The 14,867-nt window shown below is 44.8% G+C and carries 16 protein-coding genes and 1 riboswitch; of the genes, 6 read left to right on the forward strand and 10 right to left on the reverse strand.

The genetic code is table 11. The features are described from left to right. Window positions 1–64: 64 nt before the first annotated feature. The gene (locus tag D9A03_RS19360) at window positions 65–1,510 is read right to left on the reverse strand and encodes an FAD-binding oxidoreductase (RefSeq protein ID WP_120498879.1); all 1,446 of its coding nucleotides are present in this window, start codon (window positions 1,508–1,510) and stop codon (window positions 65–67) included. 126 nt (window positions 1,511–1,636) lie between these two features. Here D9A03_RS19360 and D9A03_RS19365 point away from each other — a divergent pair, with 126 nt between their 5' ends. Beyond that, window positions 1,637–2,245 carry an HAD family phosphatase gene (locus D9A03_RS19365; RefSeq protein WP_120498880.1) on the forward strand — a complete coding sequence of 203 codons (609 nt, stop codon included), beginning with the start codon at window positions 1,637–1,639 and terminating at the stop codon, window positions 2,243–2,245. A 15-nt stretch (window positions 2,246–2,260) separates the two neighbouring features. Here D9A03_RS19365 and D9A03_RS19370 read toward each other — a convergent pair whose 3' ends face one another. Continuing rightward, window positions 2,261–3,307, reverse strand: coding sequence for an L-threonylcarbamoyladenylate synthase (locus D9A03_RS19370; RefSeq protein ID WP_120498881.1), 1,047 nt, complete (start codon window positions 3,305–3,307; stop codon window positions 2,261–2,263). A gap of 14 nt (window positions 3,308–3,321) precedes the next feature. Further along, entirely contained in the window at window positions 3,322–4,179 is an 858-nt protein-coding gene (gene cysQ / locus D9A03_RS19375) for a 3'(2'),5'-bisphosphate nucleotidase CysQ (protein ID WP_120498882.1), read from the reverse strand. A gap of 263 nt (window positions 4,180–4,442) precedes the next feature. On the opposite strand from cysQ, the gene D9A03_RS19380 reads away from it, so the two are divergent. From D9A03_RS19380 to D9A03_RS19390, 3 genes are all read left to right on the forward strand, one after another. Further along, entirely contained in the window at window positions 4,443–5,075 is a 633-nt protein-coding gene (locus D9A03_RS19380; protein WP_162938260.1) for a hypothetical protein, read from the forward strand. 169 nt (window positions 5,076–5,244) lie between these two features. Next, complete coding sequence (locus tag D9A03_RS19385; protein ID WP_120498884.1) at window positions 5,245–6,033, forward strand: hypothetical protein; 789 nt, start codon at window positions 5,245–5,247, stop codon at window positions 6,031–6,033. 12 nt (window positions 6,034–6,045) lie between these two features. Then, the gene (locus tag D9A03_RS19390) at window positions 6,046–6,621 is read left to right on the forward strand and encodes a FlgO family outer membrane protein (RefSeq protein ID WP_120498885.1); all 576 of its coding nucleotides are present in this window, start codon (window positions 6,046–6,048) and stop codon (window positions 6,619–6,621) included. 95 nt (window positions 6,622–6,716) lie between these two features. Here D9A03_RS19390 and D9A03_RS19395 read toward each other — a convergent pair whose 3' ends face one another. Together D9A03_RS19395 and ribB are read right to left on the reverse strand one after the other, a co-directional pair. After that, window positions 6,717–7,202, reverse strand: coding sequence for a DUF1203 domain-containing protein (locus tag D9A03_RS19395; protein ID WP_120498886.1), 486 nt, complete (start codon window positions 7,200–7,202; stop codon window positions 6,717–6,719). Between the two features lie 183 nt (window positions 7,203–7,385). Then, entirely contained in the window at window positions 7,386–8,075 is a 690-nt protein-coding gene (gene ribB, locus D9A03_RS19400; RefSeq protein ID WP_120498887.1) for a 3,4-dihydroxy-2-butanone-4-phosphate synthase, read from the reverse strand. 130 nt (window positions 8,076–8,205) lie between these two features. Further along, window positions 8,206–8,388: riboswitch (FMN riboswitch) on the reverse strand. 161 nt (window positions 8,389–8,549) lie between these two features. Here ribB and D9A03_RS19405 point away from each other — a divergent pair. Beyond that, complete coding sequence (locus D9A03_RS19405; protein WP_120498888.1) at window positions 8,550–8,966, forward strand: GNAT family acetyltransferase; 417 nt, start codon at window positions 8,550–8,552, stop codon at window positions 8,964–8,966. Window positions 8,967–9,011: 45 nt separating this feature from the next. Here the strand turns inward: D9A03_RS19405 and map are convergent, their stop codons facing one another. The 3 genes from map to D9A03_RS19420 form a co-directional block, all read right to left on the reverse strand. Next, window positions 9,012–9,806, reverse strand: coding sequence for a type I methionyl aminopeptidase (map, locus tag D9A03_RS19410; protein ID WP_120498889.1), 795 nt, complete (start codon window positions 9,804–9,806; stop codon window positions 9,012–9,014). After that, window positions 9,806–10,063, reverse strand: a complete 258-nt coding sequence (locus D9A03_RS19415; RefSeq protein ID WP_120498890.1) for a ParD-like family protein — start codon at window positions 10,061–10,063, stop codon at window positions 9,806–9,808. The genes map and D9A03_RS19415 overlap by 1 nt, the downstream gene beginning before the upstream one ends. Window positions 10,064–10,141: 78 nt before the next feature. Then, window positions 10,142–11,374, reverse strand: coding sequence for a bifunctional alpha/beta hydrolase/OsmC family protein (locus tag D9A03_RS19420; RefSeq protein WP_120498891.1), 1,233 nt, complete (start codon window positions 11,372–11,374; stop codon window positions 10,142–10,144). Window positions 11,375–11,594: 220 nt separating this feature from the next. Here D9A03_RS19420 and yaaA point away from each other — a divergent pair, with 220 nt between their 5' ends. Beyond that, complete coding sequence (yaaA, locus tag D9A03_RS19425) at window positions 11,595–12,374, forward strand: peroxide stress protein YaaA (protein ID WP_120498892.1); 780 nt, start codon at window positions 11,595–11,597, stop codon at window positions 12,372–12,374. Between the two features lie 8 nt (window positions 12,375–12,382). On the opposite strand, the gene D9A03_RS19430 is transcribed toward yaaA, so the two are convergent. Both D9A03_RS19430 and D9A03_RS19435 read right to left on the reverse strand, forming a co-directional pair. Further along, window positions 12,383–12,562, reverse strand: a complete 180-nt coding sequence (locus tag D9A03_RS19430; protein ID WP_120498893.1) for a hypothetical protein — start codon at window positions 12,560–12,562, stop codon at window positions 12,383–12,385. Between the two features lie 289 nt (window positions 12,563–12,851). Beyond that, the gene (locus D9A03_RS19435; RefSeq protein ID WP_120498894.1) at window positions 12,852–14,867 is read right to left on the reverse strand and encodes an ASKHA domain-containing protein; all 2,016 of its coding nucleotides are present in this window, start codon (window positions 14,865–14,867) and stop codon (window positions 12,852–12,854) included.

The following is a 14,867-nucleotide window of genomic DNA, read 5'->3' on the forward strand; positions in this document are numbered from 1 at the left end:
TGCGCTTATTCTTGTGTGGGGATAAATAAGTAGAAGCTAGTTTACGTTTCTAATCTACGTTGCTTCATCTTCTGGGGATTAATTTTCCGGGATTCATAATATCCTCGGGGTCCAAGGCTGTTTTAAGGTTTTGCATCAGCTGTATTTCTACAGGTGATTTGTAATACTGGTTTTCATCGCGTTTGACACGGCCTATGCCATGTTCTGCTGAAATTGAGCCGTTAAAGGCATGTACGATGTCGTGGACAATTCTGTTTACCTCTTCCCAGCGATCCAGATAATCCTGTTTATCCATATCAAGGGGTTGGGACAGATTGTAGTGAATGTTGCCATCACCAAGATGTCCAAAGGGATGAGGTCTTATACCCGGGATCGTTTTCCGAACGGCTTCGTTGGCTGTCTTGATAAAGGCCGGGACTGATGAAACTGGCACGGAAATATCATGCTTTATGGAACCGCCTTCAGCTTTTTGGCACAAGGTTATGTTTTCCCGAAGTAGCCAGAAACTGTCTGATTGCGCTTTGCTTTGTGCCAGTACACCATCTTGTACCCAGTTCTTTGCAAAGGCTGATTCCAGATAGTTTTCGAAAAGATCTTTTAAGTTCGATTGGGTAATTGCAACGGACGCCTCCATCAGGATGTACCAATCATATCGCCCCTCAATCGGGTCAACCACACCTTGGCCATGCTTTAGTGAAAAATCTATACCGATCCGAGGTAGAAGTTCAAAGGACGTCAGAGCATCACCAAGCATTTCTTGAGCTTGATTAAGTAAGGGTAGGGAAGCATCAAGATCTGTGAGGGCCAGAATAGCGGTTTGCTGCTCTTTCGGTTTGGGGAAGAGTTGAAGAACAGCTGCAGTGATGATCCCAAGCGTTCCTTCTGAACCAATATACAGCTGTTTCAAATCGTAGCCTGTATTGTCTTTTTGCAAGGCTCTGAGGCCGTTCCATATTTCACCGATAGGTGTGACGACCTCCAGCCCTAGGACCAACTGTCTTGTGTTTCCATAACGGATGACGTTAATGCCACCGGCATTCGTCGCGATATTACCGCCAATCTGGCAACTGCCTTCTGCCCCAAGTGACAAGGGGAACAGGCGATCATGTAGGGCAGCATGCTCTTGTATTGTTTGCAGAACACAGCCTGCTTCAACAATCATGGTATTATTGGTGGGATCAATCGCCCGTATTTTGTTCAAACGGCTTGTGTTAAGTACAATTGCATTATCACCAGCAAAGGGTATACCGCCGCTTACAAGCCCGGTATGGCCGCCTTGGGGAACTATACCGATGTTATATTCTGCACATAGCTTGACAACATCTGATACTTCTTGCGTTGTTTTTGGAATAACAACCAAAGATGTTTGCCCGATAAAGCGTCCTCTTTGTTCAACCATATAAGGCGCAATATCATGAGGGGCAGTAATCATTGCCTTTGTACCGATAGCTGTTTCCAGATCAGACAGGAATTTAGGGGAGAGCTTCGGAGAAATATTTTTGTCGGTCATTATTTTGACAGGATTTCTTGCAAGGTTGATTGGTAAAGAGATGATCTTAGCCTAAATCTCTTTTCTCTGGGGGGCCAGAATTATTCTATTACCCATTTGTTCTAACAGATTTTTCTTGAGAGATTCATGATAAAAAATGTCGTTTTCGATTTTGGTGGCGTGCTGATCGATTGGAATTTGCGTTACCTTTACCAATCAGAATTTTCCAGTACAGAAGAGATGGAGCGTTTCTTACGTGACGTCTTTACTTTTGAGGCAAATCACAGGCTTGATGCCGGGGAAAGCTTTTCCCGTGTTATTGGTGAACTTCAGGGTAAGTTCCCTGAATATAAAGAAGTACTTGCTCTGTTATTGACAAGGTGGCCAGATACACTGGGGGATGAAATTACAGGGACAGTTGAAACCCTTGAAAGGCTTTATGCTCAACAGACGCCACTTTATGGTTTGACAAACTGGTCGGAAGAAACATTTCCTCACGCCGAAGCACGCTTTCCATTTTTACAATACTTCAAGGGCATAACCGTTTCCGGCACCGTGAAGCTGGCAAAGCCGGATCCGAGAATTTATCATCGTTTGTTATCTGACTTTTCTTTGGAGGCAGAAGAGTGCGTTTTCATCGATGACCGTGAAGATAATATTATGGTTGCCAAGAATTTGGGGTTCAAAGCTATTCACTTTACAGACCCGGCATTGATGAACAAAGCGTTGCAAGAGTTTGGAATACTGAAAGATTAGATCTAAAGATTGTATTTATTTGGGGGCAGCAGCGCGTTTTAGTCGATCATTAATTGCAAGACCCAAACCAGTGTCCGGGATCGGCATGGCGGCAATGCCCTGAATACCCTTTTTTTGATCCAGTTCGTGGAGAGCTGCAAAAAGCTTGGCTGCTGCCTCTAACAGATCGCCTTTTTCACTTAGATTAAGGCAATATCCTGCCCCTGAAAGTGGTTTATGACCAAAAGCGAGGAGGGCTTCATCTGCGGTAACTTCTGTGGCGTTTAAGCGTAATGGAAGTGTCGGTGCATAATGACTTTTCAAGAGCCCTGGGGATTTGAGTGGATCAGAGATCTGTAAAGTATCTGCTGTTGTGTTATGCAGGGATGAAGCTTCAGCTTTGCTTTCCATCAAGGATTTTCCCATTTGGATGGAGCTAATAACGGCTTCTATTTCTTCCTTGGTGATGTTTCCCGGGCGAAGAAGCACAGGAAGCTCCCCTGTTAAATCAATGACGGTTGATTCTAGGCCAACTGTACAAGCGGTGTCTTTGCCATCAAGAATACAGGATACTTTTTCGCCTAGTGAATAGGCTACGTGTTCTGATTTGGTCGGGCTTATCTTTCCTGATGCATTGGCGCTGGGGGCTGCAAGTGGAAGGCCTGATTGTTCAAGCAAAAGGTGGGCGATTGGGTGGCCGGGGACGCGCACTGCAAGGCTCGGAAGGCCTGCAGAGCAAAGCTCAGCAATATCACAATCTTTAGTTCGGGGCAGAACCAATGTTAAAGGGCCGGGCCAAAAGGCTTTCGCAAGCTTTTGCGCTTTTGCATTGAAGATCACCCGCTTTTCGGCTTCTGCAAAATTCGGGAAGTGCACGATCAAAGGATTGAAGCTTGGCCTTCCTTTTGCTTCGTAGATCGATGCACAAGCTTTTGCATTTGTTGCATTGGCTCCAAGTCCGTAAACGGTTTCCGTTGGAAAGGCGACCAGTCCACCCGAATGCAATAAATTACAAGCACGATCCAATCCTGCTTGATCTGCATTAAAGATATTTGAATATCTGTTTCGAGAGACGGGCACCATCGGATAATTCCGGTTTATTTTTCTTCCGTGGAAAGATCTTCATCTGACAAATCGAAACCTGCATCCAGATGTTCACCTTCCGCAACAAAATGTGGATTTCGAAAATTGAACTTCCCGTAAGTCAAAGGATCTCCGTCTGCATCGCTAAGGTGTCCCCCGGCAGCAAGAAGAACCGCGTGGGCCGCCGCTGTATCCCATTCCATAGTTGGCCCGAAACGTGGATAGAGATCTGCTCTACCAGCCGCAATTAGGCAGATTTTAAGAGAGGAGCCGGCCCCAATCTGTTCGTTAATTTTTCGGGTTTTCAAGAATGCGTTTAGATCGTCATTATCGCCATGACGTCTGCTTGCGACAACCGTGGCACCTTCGGCGGGAATAGAACGGACCTGCGCGACAATTGGTTCATAACCTTCTTCGAAGAAAACGCAGATATCTGCAGAGACCCAGGTTAATCCTTTGGCAGGAGCATGGACAACCCCAGCGACGGGAATGCCATTTTCGATTAAGCCGATGTTAACTGTGAATTCGCCGTTTTTGTTGATAAATTCTTTTGTACCGTCAACAGGGTCAACCAGCCAAAACAAACCACTATCTACCTCGGGAACTTCTCCTGCCGAAGCGGCTTCTTCTGAAACAACGGGGATGTCAGGGGTAACAGTATTCAACGCGCCCAGTATAAATGCTTCTGCGGCTTTATCTGCTTCTGTTACAGGAGAAGCGTCATCCTTTTTTTCTACTACAATTCCCGAAGGTCTGTTGTAGATCTCCATGATGATGTCGCCTGCCCGTTGGGCGATCATGAGCAGCGCATTCATCAAGTCACGATTGTCGTCGTGAACAGGGATTTCTGTTGGAATTTGCAGCTGGCTCATTAGTATCTCCTTGAGTGAGCTGTCAGTTGTAGCTCTCATATGCCGTAATCAGTTTTCCAAGATGAAGCTGGTAACTTATCTGTCTTGTACTGTCTAGAATTTTACGTGTTTAACTGTTCTTCTTTGGCATAGCTGTTATTCTTTGATCGTATTTACACAAAGATTTTATCTCTTACAGTGTTTCTGGTGAGATATCTTATTGCAATAGATATTGCCTGATGGCATTCCTGCTGTTGCTATTTTCTATTTTTATGGAGTTTGCAGTGTCCAAAAGCTTATTGATTTCTGGCGTGCTCTTGTTACTGGCAGTTTCTGGCTGCAATATTACAAAACCATCAGAGAAAGCTTTGTCTCATCTTTCGACATCTTATGCGGTTGACGACATAGGCTATTGCTATGGTCATGGTTGCCAGCATAAAGGTCAGGTTTCCTTGAGCGAGGGGCAGTGGCTGGAGATACAGAAACTATTTAAGGCCAGAAAACTTTCTCCTGCAGAAGAGCGTCAGGCGATAACAGTTGCTATTGGACGTATAGAGCATATCGCGGGTCAGCAGAATGGTACCGATAAAGATAAGGCAGGTACTTTTCTCGGGGATGTGGGTGATCGGCAACTGGATTGTATTGACGAAGCAGTCAACGCCTCTAATTTTATCTCTCTCATGGAAAGAGACGGCTTGCTGAAATATCACGAACTAAGAGAACCGCAATTGAGAAGCTGGGTGAGTGGCAATATTTTACACGCAACAGCCGTTCTGGAACAGGTTGCAGGCAAAGAGAATAACGCAGTTAAGATGTGGTCTGTTGATAGTTCTTTTTTTAGAAATGGTGAAAATGCCACTGTATCTCCTCTTGATCAATGGCAAACGGGCTGGGTACCGGAAGGCGGCGTGAATTAGCACGCCTTGAGTGATAAAAGCGATCAGGATTTAGGGCGTGCTTCTTTGTTAAAATTAACAGTACAGCCAAAAATTAACGGTACAGAAAGAGTTTGTCGGTAAACAGGTAGCAGGCATAAGTGCTAATGCCAAAGATTGCCGTGTGTTGAATTTGTACTGGAGATGCTTCATGTTGAAGCCAGCCGTGATACTTCTGGCCGTTGCCAGTTTTACTCTATCTGCTTGTGGAAAGCCTTGGGTGAAACGGGATCAACAACCTCAAACTACTCATAGCCAATATAAAGTTCTCACCTGGAGTGACTGGAATCTTCTTGGACAACGATCTTCAACCCGTATTGTTTCCGACTTGGCTGCAATGCCGGACTTTGGAATTTCGCCTGTTATAGATGCTTCTGCCTCTGATAAGAAAAAGAATGAAGTTGTTAGCTATTCGTCACCCAAACCTTTTTACGTGCAGCCAGGCCCCTTCGATATGCCTTTTAGCAGGGCCTTTAAGCGTATTCTAGAAAACGAACTCTTGGCACAGGGGGTTCCTGTTGTTTCCTCACCCAAGGGAGCAATTATCGTAAACTATCAAGTACAGAGTTTTTTCTATGATGATAAGGGGTACCGCTTACCTGCATCACCTGAATCTGTTTTTGGTTTGGCAACTGCTATTGGTATTAAAGAGTACGGGAACTGGGGAACGTTAAGCACGATTGGTGCTGGACTGGTTGTAACTGAACTTGTCCGGGGGCTTATTGATTTTGGTGCTGTAACAGATGCTGAAATGGTTTTGACAACGTCAATTGCTCATGGTGCTGAACTTGTTCATCAAAAATCAGAAGTTCTTTATGTACGCCCGGAAGAGCTTTCCCTTTATATGACCAGTTTGCCTGCTGACCGCCCTATGCGTGCTACTGCGACAGGATCGGAAGAAAAATTGCCCGTTCAAACCATCGCCATTGTTACGCAGTAGGGAGTTACGATAATGAAACGTCTTTTTCTTTCAACTGCACTGTTAATTGGATTAGTAGGTTGTTCGCCTGAATCTCTTAACATTTATAGTGAACCAGTTGAACAAGCAGAAGTATCTGTAGAGCTGTTACCTGAAGTTTATCGTGCCGCTGATACTCTGGTTATGACTTCTAATCAGGTATTGGATCAAAATGCGTCTGTGCTTGTTGCTTCAATTGTTGATATTGATGCGCTGGAGACCAGTTCGACATTCGGACGTACGGTCAGTGAACAGCTTTCAGGGCGTATTGCTCAACTGGGATACAGTGTTTCAGAAGTCAAAATGCGTGATTCACTAGCCGTACGCCCAAGAGAAGGCGAATTGATGCTTTCCAGAGATCTTGCCTTTTTGGCTGGGCGTCAAAATGCTCAGGCTGTTTTAACTGGCACCTATTCTATCAGTGAGCATAGTGTTTTTGTTAATCTGCGTTTACTCCGTGCCGGAGATGGTCGTATATTATCTGCAACAGATTTTCGAATTGAAAAAGATGCTGATATAGCTTCAATGTTGCCTAAAAAAACGAATGGCGGATGGGTTCTTGTTCAGTAGTCAGGAACACTGGCCAGAAAAATAGAAGCCCTGTTTCATAACAGGGCTTCTTTATATGCCGTGATTATTAGCTTCTTCCAAAACTAAGCCAAGGACTAGACACGTTCAATGCGGCAGGTAAAACAGTTATTTGTAGTAGATCTTGCGTGTATATAAGCAATGTTATCCGCTTCGAACATCTTTAAGGCTTCTGCTTCAATCTCAGATGATTTGATGGTTTTTCCTGTACCATAAACAATCCTGTTATCACTATTGTAGCCACGAATCAGGGTTACGCCTTGTGACTTTATATTATCAGGAACCTGTCCATTACTGTGGTGAGCTTCACAAGCTTTGCTGTGAAGGAAAATCGGACCAGATTCAGCGTAAGGTTGTTTCTCGGGAAAAGGGCGATAGGAAATCACTAGTACTTCTTCACCCTTTTCAATTCCTTTCAGGCAATGGCGACAGGGAAAGCCTTCTCCATCAGAAATCACCTTCTCAGGGGCAAAGTTGTTTTCGTCGTTGCCACCGGATTGAATATGCCGTGCATGTTCTGTTGGAATTGCAATAAATTTAATGTTTGGTTTCTGTGCTGACATCGTTATCTCCCTACTTAATGTTGGTTACGAGATAACCAGAGAATGATTTTTGAAAATATCTGATTCTTGCCCTGTAATTCCAAAAAGGGGTAATTCCAAAAAGGAGAGGAGTTGAAAAAGAAAAAGGCCCCTTGGGTTATCAAGAGGCCTCTTTGGGATAGATAGCAAGAAATTGCTGTTTATCTATACAGCGATTGCTGCTGTTTCTGTTTTCTTGCGATACAATATAATATCATCAATGGATACCACAGGCAGGTCATGCTTTTGTCCGAATGCGATGATTTCGGGCAGACGGGCCATTGTACCATCCGGGTTTGTTACTTCACATAGAACGCCAGCAGGTTTCCATCCGGCCATAGCAGATAGATCACAGGTTGCTTCTGTGTGTCCCTGGCGGGTTAGAACGCCGCCAGCCATCGCCCGTAAAGGGAACACATGACCGGGACGAGCCAAATCGTCAGGCTTACAGTCATCAGCAATTGCTGTCTTAACGGTTGTTACACGGTCTGCTGCGGAAACTCCGGTGGTGACACCAACCTTTGCTTCAATGGTAACTGTAAAACCTGTTCCCATTGATGAGTTGTTGTCCTGCACCATTTGCGGCAAATCAAGACTGCGGAGTTTTTCATCCGTCATGCAAAGACAGACAATACCGCTGCATTCACGAATGAGCATTGCCATCTGTTCATTGGTGAGAGTCTCGGCTGCGAAAATAAGATCTCCTTCATTTTCTCGATCTTCGTCATCTACGACGAGGACACCTTTGCCAGCACGCATGGAGGAAAGAGCTTTTTCGACTCTTTCATATGGCGTACCAAACTGCGCCAGTAGAGACTGGTGCGTATTATTGTGATCGTTTGCGATCTGATTCATGGTTGTCACTCCTAATAAGCGGCGTAACCAGAATCAGGGCGTGTTCAGAAAGGGCGAATGATTATATCTACCAAAGACATAGCTCATCCGCACACGCAGAATAAACAGGTGTATTGCCATGTTTATTCTTGCCTATCCTCTCCCATCCGGACTGTTACCGTCGGCTCTGGAGTTTCACCAGATCTGCTGACCCCTTGATTTCTAAATTCCAAAGAAATTCAAAAAACAAGGGCGCTCGCGGGCTTCTTTTTTCTACATACTGTATCTAAAAGTTACCGCCGGTCGGGAATTTCACCCTGCCCTGAGAACAAGCGCCTAATTGCACATACTTAAAAGAAACTTCTTTCAAGTATGCTAACCCTAGACCAATATCTTTACGCTAGGCAAGTCGGAAACCGCCAATTTTGACAAAATATGCGACTTGTTTGAGAAACGTTCGACGTTCAGTGACGATAGTGCGATAAAGAGGAAATTATGGATCTCAGATCTTTTAGACCGGAAGACAGGGCAGGGGTAATCTGTTTATGGGAGGAAGATGACCCTAACCCTGCGCCTTGGAACAAAGCGGCTGATATTCTGGATAACAAGCAGAACTATCAACCGGGATTACTCTTTGTTGCTGAGGATTGCGGGGCTATCGTGGGAACGGTCATGGCGGGCTATGATGGTCGTCGTGGCTGGATATATAGTGTGGTTGTTACGCCGACCCATCGGAGAAAAGGAATTGCGAGCAAATTGCTCGCTCTCGCGGAACAGGAACTCGTTTCTCTTGGCTGCACAAAGTTGAATCTTCAGGTTCGCGATGGCAATGAGGGGGCTGTTAAGCTTTATGAAAGTCTTGGCTACAATGTTGAAGCTCGTGTCAGTATGGGAAAGAGGTTAAGGAGTTAAAGGGGGATTTTATGGCGTTGCCAACATTTACTATGTCGCCACCATTTATGACGTTGTTCTCGGGATATACTCTTTCTCTTCGGCGCGATAGGTCAATATTTCGTACCCTGTATCCGTAACCAGTATTGTGTGTTCACATTGGGCTGATAAGCGCCTGTCTTTTGTTGATACGGTCCAGCCGTCTGGATGTTGTCTTATGTCAGCTTTTCCCTGATTGATCATTGGTTCAATTGTAAAGGTCATACCTTCTTTGAGGACGAGGCCTTCATCAGGTTTTCCGTAATGTCTTACCTCTGGTGGCTCATGCATCTTTGAGCCAATACCGTGACCACAAAATTCTCGAACAACGGAATAGCCGTTTTTTTCGGCGAGAGACTGAATGGTAAAACCAATGTCCCCAAGAGTATTTCCGGGTTTTACGACTTTTATGGCCTGATATAAGCATTCTTGCGTGATATCGGTTAGTTTTTGTGCGTGGGGCTGGATCTTGCCAATCGAAAACATCTTGCTGCTATCACCGTAATAACCATCTTTTAAAACGGTTAAATCGATGTTGACAATATCACCTTTTTTGAGCTTCGTAGATTTTGATGGTACACCGTGGCATATAACATGATTAACGGAAGTATTGACCGCAAAGGGATAGTCGTATTGCCCCTTGCTGCCCGGTATGGCGTTTAATTGATGTTGGATGAAATGGTCGCAAAAATTATTGATCTCCATCGTGGAGATACCCGGCGCGATGATATATTTAACTTCTTCAAGCACTTTAGCCGTAAGTGCGCCAGCAACACGCATCTTATCAATTGCTGTTGTCGTCTTGATAACTGGTTGTTGCATCAGCTGACAGTACCTGTACTGGCTTGGCTTCTTCGGGCTTTAACTTCAGGCGCATTCTGATTTTCAGGTTGGTTGGATTGTTCTGCTTCTTTGAGAAGTAAAGAAAGGATTTCACCGTAATTAAATCCGGGATTTCTTTCTGCAAGCATGCCAACTTTCATCCAATGTTCTGCCTGAGCATTGATTGATCTGGTCATGGCTTTACTGGCGACACGAATGTTTTCGTGTATTTCGCTCGAGACCTTTACAATTCCCATTTAACGAATCCATATATGTTTTGTATATGAATTGTATGTATTTTGTGTGGTAAAATTTCAAGTTATTTTTAAATCGAATTAAGGAGTTGGGTTTCTTATAGTTAACTTGTCCTGTACAACAATCTTGTTCTCCAGTGTTTTATGAACAGGGCATTTCCCGGCAATTTGCAACAAGCGCTGACGCTGGTCGTCTGTAAGCTTTTCCCCTACGAGGGTGATGTTACGGGAAATGACGTCGATTTGCTGTCCTGATTGTTCGCAATCCGCGCTATCCTGACAATGTTCCCTTGTGTGAGATAGTTCAACATCCAGATCTTCAAGCGGCCATTGTTTGTGATTGGCGTACATACGGATTGTCATGGATGTGCAGGCACCAAGTGCAGCTAATAACATTTCGTACGGGTCTGGTCCTTGATTACCACCGCCCATCGTCAAGGGTTCATCCGCAAGCCAATCGTGATGATCTGTTTTTATATGCCTCAAAAAAGCTTTGTTTTCTTCTTTGACGATCACATGTCCTTTTTCTGGTGTCGGTAAATTTTTCTGGGGGGAGGAGGATACATAGCGATCTACCCAGGCGGCAATTGTGTGGCCAACATAGGTGGCATCGGCAGCATCGGTTAATAGGTGGTCGGCTTGATCTAGAGAGATAAAACTTCTGGGGTGTTTGGCAGCTGTAAAAATCTTGCTGGCTTCATCAATGCTTACTGTTGTGTCCCGTGGTGAATGGAAAACCAGTAATGCTTTTCCCAGATTACCGATGTGTTCTTTCATGTTGTGGTTTGATATGTCGGTCAGGAACTGCTTGGTTATGTTAAAAGTTCTAGTCCCCAGTTGGACAGGGGCGATCCCTTCTTTCTCAATTTTTTCGACCTGATCAGAAAAAAGGTGGCTTACATGTTCCGGATCACTTGGTGCGCCGATAGTGATTACGGCTTCGGCTTCGGGAATATCTCTTGCCGCGGCGAGAACTGCGGCACCGCCAAGGCTATGGCCAATCAACAGGCTGGGTGCTTGATACTGCTCTTTCAGTAATTTGGATGCAGCGATTAAATCGGTAACATTGGATGAGAAGTTTGTGTTGCCAAAATCGCCGTTGCTTCCACCAAGTCCTGTAAAGTCAAAGCGTAATACAGCAAATCCCTTTTCTACCAGACTGCGGCTGATCCGTGTTGCTGCAGGGATGTCTTTTCCGCAGGAAAAACAGTGTGCAAAGAGAGCATATCCTAACGGTTTTTGATTGGGTAACTCCAAGGCACCTGATAATTCGCTTCCTTGAGGATTTTCAAATGTAAGCTTGATGCGCTGCATAAATTTATCCGCTGGGTTGTTGGGGGCTGGAATGCAATACTAACACGCCTATAGAAAATTAAGGTGTAAGGTTTTAGTGGACAGCTGTGATGAATGATGTGATCGATATCTTGATTGAAAAAAATAATCGGAAAGCGATTATGGTTCTTGTTTGACGGGGCTTTAGTTCTTACCTTAGGGAAGAAATCTGAATTCTTTAAATGTAAATGCTGAGGTCCTTATGTTAGCTGTCGTTTCTCCTGCAAAAAAATTAGATGAGAGTGCTGCTAAAATTGATTTTCTGACATCTCAGCCTGTATTCGAAAACCAAATCAAAGATCTCCTTTCGGTGACGAAAGACTTAACCCGTGCAGATCTTAGAAACCTGATGGGTATAAGTGAAAATCTGGCAGATCTAAATTATCAACGTTATCGGAGTTTTTCTTTTCCCTTTACCCGGGATAACGCCAAAGTTGCTGTTGATACCTTTAAGGGGGATACTTATGTCGGTCTTGATGCCGAAACTCTGAACGAAGATGAATTAAGGTATGCCCAAGATCATCTTCGTATTCTTTCTGGTCTTTATGGATTGCTACGTCCGCTTGATTTAATGCAGCCGTACCGTTTGGAGATGGGCACAAAGCTGGGTAATCCTCATGGTGAAGATCTCTATGACTTCTGGGGAGATCAAATCAGCAAAGAATTGAATACTCAGCTTGCCGAACACAGCGATAGAATATTGGTAAATGTTGCCTCTAATGAATATTTCAGAGCTGTTCAGACAGATAAATTGGAAGGTACGGTGATTACCCCTGTCTTTAAAGAAATTAAGGATGGTGTTACAAAGATCATCAGTTTTTCAGCAAAGCGTGCTCGAGGCATGATGGCACGATTTATTATGCAAGAACGGATTGATAAAGCTGAGGGGTTAAAAGATTTTACTGCAGGAGGGTATTCTTACCGATCTGATCTTTCGGTTGAGTCAGAGTTTGTGTTTACCCGTGAGCATGGCAAAGCCTAGAGGGCGTATTAGTGCGCCGTGTGTAGTGCTTCAACTTGCTGTTTAATTACCTTCAAAGCACCATTAAAACCGTGTTTTTCAAGCTGGTAGGCAATAACACCACCATAGGCTCTTTTGCTTATACCAAAAGTTTGATGGGTGATATTATCCTCAGCAAGACGGGTTTCCAGTTGTTCAGTTGTAGGCATTTCCTTTTGCCTCCTCTATCTCGTCTCGAACAATGATAGTTCGAAGCGAAAATATTGATGTCTTGCCTGTGACATTTTTCTGTTCATACGTGGATTATACAGTACTAAATAGTTAATGAAAAGTTAATTTCTTAACTTTTGTTAATGTTTATGTTTGAAATGTGTCTGAAAAATCAACCTGAAGGAACAATTTTAAGGTTAAATTGATTTTTGGTTATGATTTTTTGAAACATGATGAGGTGAACGGGCGAATGAAATTCGCTCCTTGGTCTATTTATATATTAGAAGGTTATCGCCTTCGCCTTCTTCTACGTCCACCTTCGGCAGAACCTTCTGCGGCAAGGGCCCCGACTTTGCGCTCAGGAAGGTTGACGACTTTTGCTAGGTTAACAAATTCGTCAATGGTATTGGGTATCCCCATGGCATTGACAAAGTGTTCCTGGAATTTTGGTTCGACTGCCGTTTCAATTTTTTCAACGCGACCAACTACATCTTCAATCTCTTTGCGGGCAGCCTTGTTGAGCAGGGCGATACGCGCCCCTGTTCCAGCAGCATTCCCGGCTGACTTTACACGCTCTAAATCACAGTCAGGTATCAAGCCAATTACCATGGCGTACTTAACATCAATATGGCTGCCAAAAGCACCGGCAAGCTGAATGCGGTCGATGGTTTTCACACCCAGTTTCTCCATGAGCAATTTGACCCCGGCATAGAGGGCAGCCTTAGCTAATTGAATTGCCCTGACATCTGTCTGGGTGACAGTAATCAGTGGTTCGTTCTCACTGACTACATAGTCGTAAGTCTTGCCATTAAACTTTACGCGGGGAGACTTTTCGGACAGTGATCCATCAATAATACCATCTGTTTGAATAATACCCGCCAGAAACATCTCGCCAATAGCTTCGATAATGCCAGAGCCACAGATGCCTGTCACACCGGTTGATTTAGTTTGTTCGGCAAAACCTTCTGCATCAGACCAGAGATCACAGCCTATCACTCTATACCTTGGCTCTAGCGTTTCCGGATCAATCCGAATACGTTCGATGGCACCCGGTGCAGCCCTTTGTCCACTTGTAATTTGTGCTCCTTCAAAAGCCGGTCCCGTCGGAGAGGAACAGGCAAGCAACCTGTCCTCATTGCCAAGAACAATCTCGGCATTGGTACCAACATCACAGATCAGCGTCACTTCGTCCTGAAGATGAGGGCCTTCGGAGAGAATAACACCGGCTGTATCTGCACCGACATGGCCTGCAATACAGGGAAGAACATAAACACGACCATCCGGGCTTATGTTAAGTCCAAGTTCGCTGGCATAGAGATCAATGGATGAATTCAATGTAAGGGCAAAAGGTGCCCCGCCTAGTTCTGTTGGATCGATGCCGAGCAAGAGGTGATGCATCACTGGGTTGCCCACAAAAGTCATGCTGAGAATATCTGAACGCTCAATTTTACCTTCGTCTGCGACAACGCCTATAATAGTGTCCAGAGCTTCACGAACTGCAACTGTCATTTCTTTGTCGCCACCGGGGTTCATCATAACGTAGGAAACACGGCTCATAAGGTCTTCCCCGAAACGAATTTGAGGGTTCATAATACCGGATGAGGCTGTTACTTCACCTGTTTGGAGGTCACACAAGTGTGCAGCAACTGTAGTGGATCCCAAATCTACGGCAATGCCAAAAGCATTTTCCTTATAACCGGACCAAACCGCGATAATGGTTTTCTTGTTTTCAACCGCAACCGTTACCTGCCACTTTCCTTTTCTTAAAATAGGCTGCAACGTCTGTAGGGTTCGTAAGTCACAGTGCAACCCCTTGAGACCCCATTGTGCTTCAAGCGCATCTTGCAAGCGTTCCAGGTCACCAGATGGATGATGCATGTCTGGCTCTGCAACTTCGATATAATGCAGACGAATAGGCGGATCTATTTCGATTTCACGAACATCAGCACGCTTGCGTACGACCTGTTTATGGACTTGGCTTTCAGCAGGAACATCAATCAGAAGATCGCCTTCGATCATGGCCTGACAAGATAAACGACGTCCTTCTTTCATGCCTTTTTTACTGGCATATCGCTCTTCAACGCTGGAAAAGCCTGTCATGTTGGAGCAGGAGCTGACGATTTTGTGTTTCGCGAATTCACCTTCTCCGGCTTCGACTTGACAGCGTCCGCAGATACCTCGACCGCCACAAACTGAATCAATATCTACACCAAGGCTCCGTGCAGCTGTCAAAACAGGTGTCCCGATCGGAAAATCCCCGCGCCGACCAGAAGGGGTAAATACGATATGTGCATTCTTAGCCAC

Source organism: Kiloniella sp. EL199, from assembly GCF_900313065.1.
Lineage (GTDB): Bacteria > Pseudomonadota > Alphaproteobacteria > Kiloniellales > Kiloniellaceae > Kiloniella.

Bases quoted from the DNA above. Each gene is read 5' to 3' on its own strand.
- map (WP_120498889.1), bottom strand. From the start codon at position 9,806: ATGCAACAACCAGTTATCAAGACGACAACAGCAATTGATAAGATGCGT.
- D9A03_RS19430 (WP_120498893.1), bottom strand. From the start codon at position 12,562: ATGCCTACAACTGAACAACTGGAAACCCGTCTTGCTGAGGATAATATC.
- ribB (WP_120498887.1), bottom strand. From the start codon at position 8,075: ATGAATCAGATCGCAAACGATCACAATAATACGCACCAGTCTCTACTG.
- D9A03_RS19395 (WP_120498886.1), bottom strand. From the start codon at position 7,202: ATGTCAGCACAGAAACCAAACATTAAATTTATTGCAATTCCAACAGAA.
- D9A03_RS19385 (WP_120498884.1), top strand. From the start codon at position 5,245: ATGTTGAAGCCAGCCGTGATACTTCTGGCCGTTGCCAGTTTTACTCTA.
- cysQ (WP_120498882.1), bottom strand. From the start codon at position 4,179: ATGAGCCAGCTGCAAATTCCAACAGAAATCCCTGTTCACGACGACAAT.
- D9A03_RS19360 (WP_120498879.1), bottom strand. From the start codon at position 1,510: ATGACCGACAAAAATATTTCTCCGAAGCTCTCCCCTAAATTCCTGTCT.
- D9A03_RS19365 (WP_120498880.1), top strand. From the start codon at position 1,637: ATGATAAAAAATGTCGTTTTCGATTTTGGTGGCGTGCTGATCGATTGG.
- yaaA (WP_120498892.1), top strand. From the start codon at position 11,595: ATGTTAGCTGTCGTTTCTCCTGCAAAAAAATTAGATGAGAGTGCTGCT.
- D9A03_RS19370 (WP_120498881.1), bottom strand. From the start codon at position 3,307: ATGGTGCCCGTCTCTCGAAACAGATATTCAAATATCTTTAATGCAGAT.
- D9A03_RS19390 (WP_120498885.1), top strand. From the start codon at position 6,046: ATGAAACGTCTTTTTCTTTCAACTGCACTGTTAATTGGATTAGTAGGT.
- D9A03_RS19415 (WP_120498890.1), bottom strand. From the start codon at position 10,063: ATGGGAATTGTAAAGGTCTCGAGCGAAATACACGAAAACATTCGTGTC.
- D9A03_RS19420 (WP_120498891.1), bottom strand. From the start codon at position 11,374: ATGCAGCGCATCAAGCTTACATTTGAAAATCCTCAAGGAAGCGAATTA.
- D9A03_RS19405 (WP_120498888.1), top strand. From the start codon at position 8,550: ATGGATCTCAGATCTTTTAGACCGGAAGACAGGGCAGGGGTAATCTGT.